11 protein-coding genes are annotated in these 12,901 nt (G+C 64.3%); 9 read left to right on the top strand and 2 right to left on the bottom strand.

Features of this window, described 5'->3' with window-relative positions:
* The first annotated feature begins 244 nt into the window (after positions 1 to 244).
* The 3 genes from hisC to BMI87_RS09740 are packed head-to-tail and all read left to right on the top strand — an operon-like array spanning position 245 to position 2,870.
* Positions 245 to 1,345, top strand: coding sequence for a histidinol-phosphate transaminase (hisC, locus tag BMI87_RS09750; RefSeq protein WP_078520975.1), 1,101 nt, complete (start codon positions 245 to 247; stop codon positions 1,343 to 1,345).
* Positions 1,342 to 2,268 carry a prephenate/arogenate dehydrogenase family protein gene (locus BMI87_RS09745; protein WP_078520974.1) on the top strand — a complete coding sequence of 309 codons (927 nt, stop codon included), beginning with the start codon at positions 1,342 to 1,344 and terminating at the stop codon, positions 2,266 to 2,268. Before hisC ends, BMI87_RS09745 begins: the two co-directional genes overlap by 4 nt.
* The gene (locus tag BMI87_RS09740) at positions 2,265 to 2,870 is read left to right on the top strand and encodes an extensin family protein (protein ID WP_146681550.1); all 606 of its coding nucleotides are present in this window, start codon (positions 2,265 to 2,267) and stop codon (positions 2,868 to 2,870) included. Before BMI87_RS09745 ends, BMI87_RS09740 begins: the two co-directional genes overlap by 4 nt.
* A 3-nt stretch (positions 2,871 to 2,873) precedes the next feature.
* Here BMI87_RS09740 and BMI87_RS09735 read toward each other — a convergent pair whose 3' ends face one another.
* Positions 2,874 to 3,929: a DUF2125 domain-containing protein gene (locus BMI87_RS09735; RefSeq protein WP_078520973.1), complete on the bottom strand. Its 1,056-nt coding sequence runs from the start codon at positions 3,927 to 3,929 to the stop codon at positions 2,874 to 2,876.
* Positions 3,930 to 3,976: 47 nt separating this feature from the next.
* Here BMI87_RS09735 and BMI87_RS09730 point away from each other — a divergent pair, with 47 nt between their 5' ends.
* The 3 genes from BMI87_RS09730 to BMI87_RS09720 all read left to right on the top strand — a co-directional run bounded on the left by BMI87_RS09730 (position 3,977) and on the right by BMI87_RS09720 (position 7,176).
* A complete protein-coding gene (locus tag BMI87_RS09730) occupies positions 3,977 to 4,522 on the top strand; it encodes a gamma-glutamylcyclotransferase (RefSeq protein WP_210402469.1) in 546 nt (181 codons plus the stop codon).
* A gap of 62 nt (positions 4,523 to 4,584) precedes the next feature.
* The gene (locus BMI87_RS09725) at positions 4,585 to 5,781 is read left to right on the top strand and encodes a biopolymer transporter ExbB (RefSeq protein WP_078520972.1); all 1,197 of its coding nucleotides are present in this window, start codon (positions 4,585 to 4,587) and stop codon (positions 5,779 to 5,781) included.
* Positions 5,782 to 5,784: 3 nt separating this feature from the next.
* Positions 5,785 to 7,176: a peptidoglycan -binding protein gene (locus tag BMI87_RS09720; protein ID WP_078520971.1), complete on the top strand. Its 1,392-nt coding sequence runs from the start codon at positions 5,785 to 5,787 to the stop codon at positions 7,174 to 7,176.
* A 183-nt stretch (positions 7,177 to 7,359) separates the two neighbouring features.
* Here BMI87_RS09720 and BMI87_RS09715 read toward each other — a convergent pair whose 3' ends face one another.
* Entirely contained in the window at positions 7,360 to 8,736 is a 1,377-nt protein-coding gene (locus tag BMI87_RS09715) for a dipeptidase (protein ID WP_078520970.1), read from the bottom strand.
* Between the two features lie 222 nt (positions 8,737 to 8,958).
* Here BMI87_RS09715 and hemA point away from each other — a divergent pair, with 222 nt between their 5' ends.
* From hemA to ispG, 3 genes are all read left to right on the top strand, one after another.
* The gene (gene hemA, locus BMI87_RS09710; RefSeq protein WP_078520969.1) at positions 8,959 to 10,188 is read left to right on the top strand and encodes a 5-aminolevulinate synthase; all 1,230 of its coding nucleotides are present in this window, start codon (positions 8,959 to 8,961) and stop codon (positions 10,186 to 10,188) included.
* Positions 10,189 to 10,296: 108 nt separating this feature from the next.
* On the top strand, positions 10,297 to 11,568 hold the full coding sequence (locus BMI87_RS09705; RefSeq protein WP_078520968.1) for a helix-turn-helix domain-containing protein: 1,272 nt from the start codon (positions 10,297 to 10,299) through the stop codon (positions 11,566 to 11,568).
* A gap of 84 nt (positions 11,569 to 11,652) precedes the next feature.
* On the top strand, positions 11,653 to 12,774 hold the full coding sequence (gene ispG, locus BMI87_RS09700) for a flavodoxin-dependent (E)-4-hydroxy-3-methylbut-2-enyl-diphosphate synthase (protein ID WP_078520967.1): 1,122 nt from the start codon (positions 11,653 to 11,655) through the stop codon (positions 12,772 to 12,774).
* Positions 12,775 to 12,901: the final 127 nt, after the last annotated feature.

Genomic DNA, 12,901 nt, shown 5'->3' with positions numbered 1-12,901 from the left:
TTTTGTGGCCTCATCGCGCGCGGCGAGGTCGTGCGGATCTGGAGAGATAAAGGGGCGACCTCTGAAGGAAGCGCGCCCACCCGGCGGTCGGGCGCTGCCCTGCGGCACCCTTGGGCAATACATCTCTCATAGACGTGCTATGACATCCGTTGCATCCCTGCCGCGTCTGCTATGCGGGTGATCTTCTCACTAGCCCTGTCGCGCCATGGCAGATAGAACTCGGGCCACGATTCAGGAGTGCACAATGACCACGCATATTCGCCCCCAGCCCGGTATTATGGACATCGAGCTCTATCAGGGCGGCGCCTCCCATGTGGCGGGGCGCACCGATGCCGTCAAACTCAGCTCGAACGAGAACCCGTTCGGCCCCTCTGACAAGGCCAAGGACGCGTTCGCGAAATGCGCCCATTCGATGCATCGCTACCCCCCGACCGACCATGCCAAGCTGCGCACGGCGATCGGCGAGGTGCATAAGCTCGACCCCGACCGGATTATCTGCGGCGTGGGCTCGGACGAGATCATCCACTTCCTGTGCCAGGCCTATGTCGGCGCGCGCGACGAGGTGGTGTTCACCGAGCACGGCTTCCTGATGTATCGCATCTCGACCATGGCCGCGGGCGGCACCCCGATCGAGGTCAAGGAGCGCGACCGCACGACCGATGTCGATGCGATCCTGAGCGCCTGCACCAAGAAGACCAAGCTCGTCTTCCTCGCCAATCCGAACAACCCAACCGGCACGATGATCCAGCTGGCGGAGCTGGAGCGGCTGGCGGCTGGGTTGCCGAAAGGCGCGCTGCTGGTGATCGACGCGGCCTATGCGGAATATGTCGAAGGCTATGACGGCGGGGCGGAGCTGGCCACGCGCCTGCCCAATGTCTTCATGACGCGGACCTTCTCGAAGATCTACGGTCTCGGCGGGCTGCGCGTCGGTTGGGGCTATGGCTCGCGCGAAGTGATCGACGTGCTCAACCGCATCCGTGGGCCGTTCAACCTCTCGACCGCGCAGCAGGAGACCGCAGAGGCCGCCGTGCGCGATCAGGACTGGGTCAACAAATGCCGCGATGACAACACGCGCCTGCGCGCTTGGTTGGCCGAGGCGCTGGCGGAAAAGGGCGTTCCGTCAGACACTTCCACGGCGAACTTCATCCTCGCACGTCTGGCGTCCGAGCAGGAAGCGGCGGATTGCGATACCTACCTGAAATCCGAAGGGATCATCGTGCGCCGGGTCGCGGGCTATAACCTGCCCAACTGCCTGCGCATCACGGTGGGCGACGAGCCGTCCTGCCGTCGCGTGGCGCATCTGATCGGCGTTTTCAAGGCAGGCGGGATCGAGGTGCCCAGATGAGCCAGCTCTACCAGCGGGTCGCGCTGATCGGGCTCGGCCTGATCGCCTCGTCGATGGCCCATGCGATGCGCGAGAAGGGTCTGGCGGGCGAGATCGTCGGTCATGCGCGCTCCGCCGAGACGCGCGACACCGCGCTGGAGATCGGGCTTGTCGATGCCGTCTATGAGACCGCTGCCGAGGCCGTCGCGGGCGCGGATCTGGTGGTGCTCTGCGTGCCGGTCGGCGCGATGGCGAAGATCGCCGAAGAGATCGCGCCGCATCTGGCCCCCGGGGCTACGATCACCGATGTCGGCTCGGTCAAGCGCGCGGTGATCGACGCGGTCGGCCCGCATGTGCCCGAAGGCGTGCATTTCATCCCCGGCCACCCGCTGGCAGGGACGGAGCAGTCCGGCCCGCGCTCGGGCTTTGCGACGCTGTTTGCCAATCGCTGGTGGCTGTTCACGCCGATCGAGGGCACGGACCCCGAGGCGCTGACCCGGTTGAAATCTCTGGTCGAGGCGATGGGCGCGAATACCGACGAGATGGCGCCCGATCACCACGATCTCGTGCTCTCGGTCGTGTCGCATACGCCGCACCTGATCGCCTATACGATGGTAGGAGTGGCGGATCATCTTCGTCGTGTAACCCACGAGGAAGTCATCAAATATTCCGCTACGGGTTTCCGCGATTTTACCCGGATTGCGGCCTCGGACCCGACGATGTGGCGCGACGTCTTCCTGACCAACAAGGAAGCCACGCTCGATATTCTCGGCCGCTTCACCGAGGAGCTGTTCATGCTGCAACGCGCGATCCGCATGGGCGATGGCGACATGCTGCACGACTATTTCACGCGCACCCGCGCGATCCGCCGCGGCATCATCGAGGCCGGGCAGGATACCGATGCGCCCGATTTCGGGCGCGGTGCTCCGAAGAAAGACGCATGAGAGTAGCGGCGCTGATCGCCTTGGCGGCCGTGGTCGCGGTGGGTTCTTGCGGGCGCGGCGACGACCGGCGCTCGGCGCGCTATTCCTCGTCGGGTGAGCTTTGCGGCATTGCCGGTCTGGAAGGCGCGCATATCGCGCCGATCGACGGGCCGGGGCGCTGCGGCATCGCCGATCCGGTGCAGATCACCTCCGTCTCCGGTATCCGTCTGACCTCGCCGGTACGGGTGAATTGCTCGGCGGCGAAGTCCTTCAAGCGCTGGGTGGATCGTGGGATCAAACCGGCAGTGGGGCGGCGTGGTGGCGGGATCGAGGCGATCCGCATCGCAGCCTCCTATTCCTGCCGGAGCCGCAATTCCCAGCCCGGGGCGAAGCTTTCCGAACATGCCAAGGGCAACGCGATCGACGTCTCGGGCGTGGTCCTGCGCAACGGCAAGACGCTCACCGTGTTGAAGGATTGGCGCAAGGGCCGCGTGATCAAGAAGATGCACAAATCGGCCTGCGGTCCGTTCGGCACCGTGTTGGGGCCGAAATCGGATCGCTTCCATCAGGACCACATCCACGTGGACGTGGCCAGCTACCGCGGCGGGGCTTACTGCCGTTAACCTTTATTGACGCTGGGCGATCAGTTGCGGTGCCGGGCCGAGCGGCACCGGGCCGAGGTTCATCTGCCCGTCCTTGAAGACAAGCGGCACTTCCAGCGCGCCGTCGGGGTTCTTCGCGGCCAGCATCGCGCCGATTCCGGTCACGAGCTTCACTTGGTCCTTGCCGATCAGCCCCATGCTCTGCGCGATGCCGACCCAGTTGCGCCACGAGGCGGAGCGGATCGTCAACGTGCCGTCGGGATAGCCCGAGGGATCGACCGTCAGGTTGCCCTCGACCGAGACATCGTTGCCGCCCCAGCTCAGCGAAAGGTCCGAAACCGAGAACGTCATCAGCCCCGGCATGCCTGCCTCCAGCGCGGTCTGGTCGATCGGCTCGCGCGTGCCGATCAGCGCGTCGAAATGAACGCGCGCGATGGTGTCGGACAGCTCGCCCTTCGGATCGATCCGCTCCAGCAGATCGCCTGGGAGTTTCAGCGACTTCGCCTCCGCGCCCAGACGATATGCGGCGGCGGGCATCACCAGATCGGCGGCTTGTGCCGAGCCGCCAAGCGCGCCCTGCGCCTTGTCCTTGCGCTCGATGGCGAAGCGCAGCTGATCGGCTGAAAGCGCGGGGGCTGTTTCGCCCGCGGGCGTCAGCACCGGCGCGGTGATCACGGCGATCGCCCGCTCCAGCGGCAGCGCGGTCGAATAGCCCACCGTCAGCGAGGCGCGCATGTCCTCTTGCGTCAGCTTGTAGCTTCGATCGCCCAGTTGCAGCGACTGGCCCGAGGGCAGGTAGGCGATCACTTTATTGGGTTCGTATCCCAGAGCGAAGAGCTGCGCAAAGGGTGCGCTCCAGTGCCACAGGCCGCCCTGATCCTTCAGTTCGGGCTTGTCGAAGGTGAGATCGAAGCGCGAGGGGAAGCCCGCCAGCGAGACCGATTGCGCATCGCCCCAGCCTTCCTGCCGGGCCTGCGCGAGCATGTCGCGCGCGCCGTTTTCGATCTTGTGCGCGCCGTAGAACCAGTAGCCGCAATAGGCCAGCGTCGCGACCAGCACCAGAATGATCAGTTTGCGCATCTTCGCCTCTTTGCAAATCGGGTGAACCCCATGTAAGCCGTGTTCTCATGCAGGACCAGTGCGACGACAACAGGATCTGGGTCTTCGGCTACGGCTCGCTGATCTGGAACCCCGGCTTCGATTTTGACGAGCGGATGCTCGCCCGTGCGCCGGGTTGGGAGCGCAGCTTCTGCCTGCGCTCGCTGGTGCATCGCGGCACGCCCGAAGCGCCGGGGCTGGTGCTGGCGCTCGACGAGGGGGAGGGCGCCTGCGCGGGGCTCGCCTTCGCGATCCGGCCCGGACAGGAAGACGAGGTGATGGCCTATCTGCGCGAGCGCGAGCTGGTGACCTCGGCCTATCTGGAACGTGAAATCGATGTGGAACTCGACGACGGGCGGCGCCTGCGCGCGGTGACCTATGTGATCGACCGCCATCACGATCAGTATTGCGGCGGTCTTTCCGATGACGAGCAGGCGCGGATCATCGCCAGCGCCACCGGCGGGCGCGGGCCAAACCGCGATTATCTGTTCAATACTGCCCAGCATCTGCACGAATTGGGCATCCCGGATCCCCATCTTGATGCATTGGTGGCACGGCTGCACGACTTGTCGTGATAGCCCTTGGCGAAGGGCTGCACCCTCGCTAGGCTCTGCGCAAACAGGCAAGAGGGGCAATAATGGAAGAGCCGATCCGGCTGGAGCCGCAATTCTCACAACCCGTGCGTCAGGTGATCCTGATGCTTCTGGTGCTCGGCTTGGTCGCTACGGGGGGCTACTTCGCCTATTCGCGCATCTTCCCGATTTTCCTCGCCAATCCCTGGCTGAACGGGGTGATCCTCGCGGTCTTCGTCTTCGGCATCCTCGCCTGTTTCTGGCAGGTGGTGCAGCTGGTGAAGGCGGTGAACTGGATCGAAAGCTTCGCCGCTGACCGCCCGGGCCGCCCGCAGGTGCGCCCGCCGTCGATGCTCGCGCCGCTTGCGTCCCTTCTGGGCTCGCGCGAGGCACGCCGCGCGGTGTCGTCGTCTTCGGGGCGCTCGATCCTCGAATCCGTCGCGACCCGGATCGACGAGGCGCGCGACATCACGCGCTATATCGCGGGGCTGCTGATCTTCCTCGGCCTTTTGGGGACGTTCTACGGCCTCGCCACCACCGTGCCTGCGGTGGTCGAGACCATCCGCGCACTGGCGCCCAAGGAAGGCGAGAGTGCGATCGGCGTGTTCGACAACCTGATGACGGGGCTGGAGGCGCAGTTGGGCGGCATGGGCACGGCGTTCTCCTCCTCACTCCTGGGTCTTGCGGGCTCGCTGGTGGTGGGCTTGCTGGAACTGTTCGCAAGCCACGGTCAGAACCGGTTCTACCGCGAGCTGGAGGAATGGATTTCCTCGATCACGCGGCTTTCCTTTACCGCTCTCGAAGGGGGCGATGGCGAAGGCTCGATGGTGGCGGGTGTCCTCGACCACATGTCCGAGCAGATGGACCAGATCCAGACGCTGTTCGTGCGCTCCGATGCCGGTCGCGTGCAGACCGAGGCGCGGATCGCGCATCTGTCGAACGCCATTCACGACCTGTCGGAACGGCTCTCGGCAGAGATGGATGCGCGTCACCGCCAGCAAGGCGCGCTGCAGCAGATGGCCGAGGGGCAGGAGCGGCTGATCGGCGCGCTCGATCACCTCGCGCAACGCACGGCTGAAGGCGCTCCCGAGGCGGAGGCGCTGATGGAGACACGGATGCGGCTGCGCTCGATCGACCAGCAGATGATGCGGATGCTCGAGGAAGTCAGCGCCGGGCGTCAGGAAAGCATGGCCGAGCTGCGCCACGATTTCGCGGGGCTGACGCGCGCGATCCTCGGCTACAAACCGCATCGCGAGGATTAATTCATGGCTCTGGCACGGCGCGGTGGCAATCGGTTCTCGACCAATATCTGGCCGGGTTTCGTAGATGCGATGACGGCGCTTCTTCTGGTCCTGATGTTCGTGCTGTCGATCTTCATGATCGTGCAATCGGTGCTGCGTGACACGCTGAGCACCAAGGAAGGCGAGCTGATTCAGCTGAACGAACAGGTGTCGAACCTCGCCAAGGCGCTGTCGCTGCAACAGACGAAGACGCAGCAACTGACCGGCGAGTTGGAGAATGCGAAGGACAAGGCCGATCAGCAGGACTCGCTGATCTCGACGCTGACCTCGCAGCTCGATGACCGCAAAGCCGCGCTGGCCGATGCCAAGCAGAAGATCACCGAATTCGAGGCGCGTGTCGCGCAATTGGTGGGCGAGCGCAACGCCGCCCAGCAGGATGCAAGCGCGAAGGCCGACGAGATCCGGCTGAGCAAGGAAACCATCGCCGATCTGCGCGACAAGCTGACGAAATCGGGCGATGAGGTCGCGGCGATGACGCTGCAGCTCGAAGAGGCGCGCAAACAGGCCGAAGACACGCTGACCAAGCTCGCCGCTGCGCAGACCGCGAAGGACGACCTGGAAAAGCAACTCGGCAAGCAGCTGTCCGAGGCCGAGAAACAGGCTGCGCTGAAAGCCACCGCGCAGAAGGCTCTGGCAGATCAGCAGGCGATCTCGGAAGGCGCGCAGAAGAAAGTCGCGCTGCTCAATCAGCAGGTTGCGGCGTTGCGCGGTCAACTCGCGCAGCTGCAGAACGTGCTCGACGAGGCGCAGCAGAAGGATGCCGCGGCCAAGGTGCAGCTCGACAATCTCGGCCAGCAGCTGAACGCGGCGCTCGCCCGTGCGGCCTCCGAGGAGAAGAAGCGCGCGGACCTGCAGGAGAAGATGCGCAAGGAGGCCGAGGCCAAGGCGAAGGATCTGGAGAACTACCGCTCTGAATTCTTCGGCAAGCTGTCGCAGCTTCTGAAGGGCAAGCAGGGCGTGAAGATCGAAGGCGACCGCTTCGTCTTCTCCTCCGAGGTGCTGTTCGCGCCGGCCTCCGCCACCCTGTCGGATGCGGGCCGCGCGCAGATCAAACAGGTGACTTCGCTGCTCGATCAGCTGCGTGGAGAAATCCCGGGCGATATCCCGTGGATCATCCGCGTTGACGGCCATACCGACGACACGCCGCTGTCGGGGCAGGGCGAGTTCAAGGATAACTGGGAGCTGAGCCAGGCCCGCGCGCTGTCTGTGGTGAAATACATGGTCGAGAGCCTCGGCTTCCCGCCGCAACGCCTCGCCGCCGCCGGCTTCGCGCAGTTCGACCCGGTGAACACCGCCGACACGCCCGAAGCGCGCGCCCAGAACCGCCGGATCGAGCTGAAACTGACCGAGCGCTGAGGCGTCGGTCAGCTGGGTTCCGTCAGCCAGTCGAGAAACGCGCCGAGCCGCCCCTCGGCACTGCCCTGCAAGCTGCGGAATAACCGCGCCCAGATGACAAATGAAAAGGCTGCCGGGCAAAGCTCCGGCAGCCTTCTGCGATAATCGCGTTTACCGAGGGCCGCGAAGCCCCCGGCTGCGTGCTTATTTCGCGATCCGGTCGAGGATGCGCGCCCAGGAGCGGATGCCCTTGTGGAAGCTTTTCACGTCGTATTTCTCGTTCGGCGAGTGGATCGCGTCGTCGTCATTGGCGAAGCCGATCAGCATCGCGTCCATGCCGAGGATCGACTTGAAGTAGTAGCCGATCGGGATCGAGCCGCCCATGCCGACGATGACCGCCTCGCGGTTCCACTCGTCCGAGAGCGCTTGACGGGCAGCTTCGAATTCGGGGCGCGACGTGTCCATGACGGAGGCCGGTGCGCCATCGAGATCGCCGTCCCAGGTGATGCGTGCATCGACCGGCAGGCGTGCCTCGACATGGGCGCGCAGCGCCTTGCGGACGTGGGCCGGATCCATGTCGCCCACGAGACGGCAGGTGATCTTGCAATGCGCCTCTGCAGGGATCACGGTCTTCGAGCCCGCACCCTGATAGCCGCCCCAGAGGCCGTTGATCTCCAGCGTCGGGCGTGCCCATTGCTGCTCCAGCGCCGAATAGCCTTCTTCGCCATGCGGCACGGTCATGCCCGCGTGCTGAAGATACTCCTTCTCGTCGAAGCCGCAGGTCTTCCACGCTTCGAGCTGCTCGGCCGGGACTTCGTGGACGCCCTCGTAGAAGCCGTCCACCGCGACGCGGCCCTGATCGTCATGGAAGCTCGCGATGATCTTGGAAATCTCGCGCAGTGGGTTCAGGGCAGGGCCACCGTAATGGCCCGAATGCAGATCGATGCGCGGCCCGTGGAGGGTGAATTCCTCTTTCAGCATCCCGCGCAAGGAGCCTGCGATCGAGGGCACGCCGGGCGAGACCATCGAGGTGTCGCAGATCAGCGCCAGATCGGAGGTCAGCTCTTCGCGGTTGTTCTCGAGGAAGGGCACCAGCGAGGGCGAGCCCGATTCTTCCTCGCCTTCAAGAAAGATCACAAGATTGCCAGGAAGCTCGCCGTTCACGGCCTTATAGGCGCGGCAGGCCTCGATGAAGGTCATCAGCTGACCCTTGTCGTCGGACGCGCCGCGACCGCGGATGACGCGACCGTTCTCGGTATCCTCGATCTGCGGCTCGAAGGGGGGCGTATTCCACAGCTCCAGCGGGTCCACCGGCTGCACGTCATAGTGGCCGTAGAACAGCAGGCGCGGGCCGTCGCCCTTGGAATGCGCAACCACCATCGGGTGGCCCGTGGTCGGACGCAGTTCGGCGTCGAAACCCAGCGATTTCAATTCCTTGACGAGCCATTCCGCAGCTTCGTGGGTCTCTTCGCGATAGGCCGGATCGGTCGAGATCGAGCGGATTTTCAGCAGCTCGAAAAGACGGTCCATCGCGGCATCCAGGCCGCTATCGATTTCGGTGAGAACCTCGTTCAGTGCCATGCAGGCCTCCTTTATTTTGGCCTCAGCCTAGGGCTGCGCGCGGGACTGTCCAGAGGGGGTGACGCAAGGGCGCGACAAATTGCGAAAACTGAATGTTTGCTTTTCATGACTATTTGCGACATTTTTGCGCTTCAGGGAGAGGAATTTGACATTTATCAATGTCGCGCTTTGTGGTGCCCGGTAGGGCAGACCCAGCGAACAGTCATGCAAGGGAAGCACGAGATGGATTACGACCGCGCACTCGATCAGGCGATTGACAAGCTGCACGAGGAAGGCCGCTATCGCGTCTTCATCGACATCGAGCGCGAGAAGGGTAATTTCCCCCACGCCGTCTGGACCAAGCCGGACGGGTCGAAGCAGGACATCACCATCTGGTGCGGCAACGACTATCTGGGCATGGGCCAGCATCCGGTCGTGCTGGCCGCGATGCACGAGGCGCTGGACGCCACCGGCGCAGGCTCGGGCGGCACGCGCAACATCTCGGGCACCACGGTCTATCACAAGCGGCTGGAGCACGAGATCGCCGATCTGCACGGCAAAGAGGCCGCGCTGGTCTTCTCCTCGGCCTATATCGCGAATGACGCGACGCTGAGCACGCTGCCCAAGCTGTTCCCCGGCCTCATCATCTATTCCGACGAGTTGAACCACGCCTCGATGATCGAAGGCATTCGTCGCAACGGCGGGGCGAAGCGCATTTTCCGCCACAATGACGTGGCCCATCTGCGCGAATTGCTGGCCGCCGACGATCCGGCTGCGCCGAAGCTGATCGCTTTCGAGTCGGTCTATTCGATGGATGGCGATTTCGGCCCGATCTCCGAGCTGTGCGATCTGGCCGAGGAATTCGGTGCGCTGACCTATCTCGACGAGGTGCACGCGGTGGGCATGTATGGCCCGCGCGGCGCCGGTATCGCCGAGAAGCTGGGCGAGATGGACCGGATCGACATCTTCAACGGCACGCTGGGCAAGGCTTTCGGTGTGTTCGGTGGCTATATCGCGGCTTCGGCCAAGATGGTTGATGCCGTGCGCTCCTATGCGCCGGGCTTCATCTTCACCACCTCGATCCCGCCGGCGGTTGCGGCAGGCGCTGCCGCGTCGATCGCCTTCCTGAAAGGCGAGGGCGGTCAGGAACTGCGCGACAAGCAGCAGCTGCACGCGAAGATTCTCAAGATGCGCCTGAAGGGCATGGGCATGCCGATCATCGACCACGGCTCGCATATCGTGCCCGTGATCATCGGAGATCCCAAACATACCAAGGCTTTGTCGGACATGCTGCTCGACGAGTTCGGGGTCTATGTCCAGCCGATCAACTTCCCGACCGTGCCGCGCGGCACCGAGCGTCTGCGCTTCACGCCCTCGCCGGTGCACGACACCGGTATGATTGACGGTCTGGTCAAGGGCATGGACGCGCTTTGGGCGCGCTGTGAGCTAAATCGCGCCGAAGCCAGCGCGTAAGCCACATAGGCGCGTGCGCGGCTCGCTTGCTTGTGATAAGCCTTTGTTAATCGAAGGGGCTATTGGCTCCGAATCGACGCAGGCGGGAAAACGGCAGGGACAGGCAGCATGATCGGGCGAAGGGCTAAACCTTCGACGGGGGACGAAGTCAAACCTAAAGGGTTCGACGATTTCGAACTTCGTCTTGGCGATGTGATGCGCGGCGAGCGGGCGACGCTCGCCAAATCGCTCCTTGATGTCCAGCGCGAACTCCGGATCAAAGCAGCCTATATCGCGGCCATCGAAGCCTGCGATGTCGAAGCTTTCGACACGCCTTCTTTCATCGCGGGCTATGTGCGCTCCTACGCGCGCTATCTCGGCCTCGACCCCGAATGGTCGTTCCAGCGTTTCTGCAACGAGGCTGGCTATTCGCCTGCCCACGGCATGTCCGAAGCCGCCTCCGGTCCGAAGCCGCAGCGCGACCCGAAGGACATGGCCGAGGCGCTCGCCAATCCCGCCTTCATTCCGCGCAAGGAATCGATCTGGACCAAGATCGAGCCGCGCGCCGTCGGTGCGCTCTTCGTGCTGGCGCTGATCGGTGGCGGTATCGGCTATGGCGGCTGGACCGTGTTGCAGGAAGTGCAGCGCGTGCAGCTGACGCCTGTGGATCAGGCCCCCGGTGTGATGGCCGATCTCGACCCGCTCGACTCGGTCAAGGACGGGCCCGAGATGGCGCAGGCCGACGACACGCTGCCCGAGGTCAACCAACCCGAGCGCTCCGCGCGCATCTACCGTCCGGCGGCCCTCGACGCGCCGGTTCTGGTGTCGCGCGACGGGCCGATCGCCTCGATCGATCCCAATGCGACCGGCGCGCTGGCCGGGCAGGGCGTGGGTGCAGCCGCTCCGGGTCTGACGCCCAATCTCATCGGTCTGGCGCAATCCAACACGTCCCCGAACACGCCGCAGGGCACGCAACTCGCCTCGGCGGCGGGCCCCGAGAACAATATCCAATCCGCCGTCGCCAAGGCGCTGGGAGCGGATCAGCCCGATGTCGTCGTGCTGGCCGTGCGGCCGTCCTGGGTGCGGATCAAGTCTGCCGATGGCGCGACCCTATTCGAGAAGGTCATGGATGCGGGCGAGCGTTACGTGCTGCCCAAGCTCGAAGAAGCGCCGACGATGCGCACCGGCGAATCCGGCGCGATTTATTTCGCGGTCAACGGCGTGACGCATGGCCCGGTCGGCAAGCGCGGTCAGGTCACGAAGAACATCAAGCTGTCTTCGGCCGCACTCGACGAGGACTATCCGGTCGCCAATCTCGCGCAGGATAAGGACCTCGCGAAGATGATCGCCGTGGCGGATGCGGGCGATGCTGCCGCGCCGGCGCAGACCGACCAGCAATAAACCGCAGATCACGATCCGCCCCGGCCCGTTGCACCGCAGCGGGCCTTCGCGTATCAGGAGCCGAGGTCTCGAAGGAGCGTTTGCATGTCTCTCAACCCGGTCCGTCCGTGGCGCAATATCTATCGCCGCAAGTCTCGCCAGATCATGGTCGGCAATGTCCCCGTCGGGGGTGATGCGCCGATCTCGGTGCAGACGATGACCAATACCGACAGCTCGGACGTGCGTGCGACGCTCGATCAGGTGATCCGCGCGGCGGAAGTCGGCGCGGATATCGTGCGTGTCTCGACCCCGGACGAGTCCAGCACGCGCGCCCTGCGCGAGATTTGCCGCGAGAGCCCGGTGCCGATCGTGGCGGATATCCATTTCCACTACAAACGCGCGATCGAAGCGGCGGAGGCGGGGGCGGCTTGCCTGCGCATCAACCCCGGCAATATCGGCGATGAGAAGCGTGTGGCCGAGGTCGTGCGCGCCGCCAAGGATCACGGCTGTTCGATCCGGATCGGTGTGAACGCGGGCTCGCTCGAGCGCCATCTGCTGGAGAAATATGGTGAGCCGTGCCCCGAGGCGATGGTCGAGAGCGCGATGGACCATATCCGCATTCTAGAGGATCACGATTTCCGCGAATACAAGATTTCGGTGAAGGCCTCGGATGTGTTCCTCGCCGCCGCGGCCTATCAGGGCATCGCCGAGGCGACCGACGCGCCGATCCACCTTGGCATCACCGAGGCAGGGGGGCTGACCTCCGGCACGGTGAAATCCGCGATCGGGCTGGGCAACCTCCTGTGGATGGGTATTGGCGATACGCTGCGCGTCTCGCTCTCGGCCGATCCGGTCGAAGAGGTGAAGGTCGGTTTCGAGATCCTGAAGTCTCTGGGGCTGCGCACCCGCGGCGTGCAGATCATCTCCTGCCCGTCCTGCGCGCGTCAGGGCTTCGACGTGATTGCGACCGTGGCGGAGCTGGAAGAACGGCTCGAACACATCAAGACGCCGATCTCGCTGTCGATCATCGGCTGCGTCGTGAACGGTCCCGGCGAGGCGCTGATGACCGATATCGGCTTTACCGGCGGTGGTGCCGGATCGGGCATGGTTTACATGGCTGGCAAGCAGGATCACAAGCAGTCCAACGCGGATATGATCGACCATATTGTTGAATTGGTTGAGAAAAAATCGGCCGAGATCGAAGCGGAGAAAGCCGCCGCCGAATAAGCGGAAAAGTGCCGCAGTGCCCCCGAAATCGGCCCTTATCACGCTGCCGTGATGAGGTGTCGGGGGAACGAATTGGCCTCCCTCCTCATTTCCCTCCCCACAACGGAGAGAGGCCGTCCCTCGCGAC

This window comes from Thioclava sp. F28-4, from assembly GCF_002020045.1.
Classification (GTDB): Bacteria; Pseudomonadota; Alphaproteobacteria; order Rhodobacterales; family Rhodobacteraceae; genus Thioclava; species Thioclava sediminum.
Note: the sequence above shows the minus strand (reverse complement) of the source record. Positions and strands in the feature narration are given on the sequence as shown.

Bases quoted from the DNA above. Each gene is read 5' to 3' on its own strand.
- BMI87_RS09705 (WP_078520968.1), top strand. From the start codon at position 10,297: ATGATCGGGCGAAGGGCTAAACCTTCGACGGGGGACGAAGTCAAACCT.
- hemA (WP_078520969.1), top strand. From the start codon at position 8,959: ATGGATTACGACCGCGCACTCGATCAGGCGATTGACAAGCTGCACGAG.
- ispG (WP_078520967.1), top strand. From the start codon at position 11,653: ATGTCTCTCAACCCGGTCCGTCCGTGGCGCAATATCTATCGCCGCAAG.
- BMI87_RS09720 (WP_078520971.1), top strand. From the start codon at position 5,785: ATGGCTCTGGCACGGCGCGGTGGCAATCGGTTCTCGACCAATATCTGG.
- BMI87_RS09730 (WP_210402469.1), top strand. From the start codon at position 3,977: ATGCAGGACCAGTGCGACGACAACAGGATCTGGGTCTTCGGCTACGGC.
- hisC (WP_078520975.1), top strand. From the start codon at position 245: ATGACCACGCATATTCGCCCCCAGCCCGGTATTATGGACATCGAGCTC.
- BMI87_RS09725 (WP_078520972.1), top strand. From the start codon at position 4,585: ATGGAAGAGCCGATCCGGCTGGAGCCGCAATTCTCACAACCCGTGCGT.
- BMI87_RS09735 (WP_078520973.1), bottom strand. From the start codon at position 3,929: ATGCGCAAACTGATCATTCTGGTGCTGGTCGCGACGCTGGCCTATTGC.
- BMI87_RS09740 (WP_146681550.1), top strand. From the start codon at position 2,265: ATGAGAGTAGCGGCGCTGATCGCCTTGGCGGCCGTGGTCGCGGTGGGT.
- BMI87_RS09745 (WP_078520974.1), top strand. From the start codon at position 1,342: ATGAGCCAGCTCTACCAGCGGGTCGCGCTGATCGGGCTCGGCCTGATC.
- BMI87_RS09715 (WP_078520970.1), bottom strand. From the start codon at position 8,736: ATGGCACTGAACGAGGTTCTCACCGAAATCGATAGCGGCCTGGATGCC.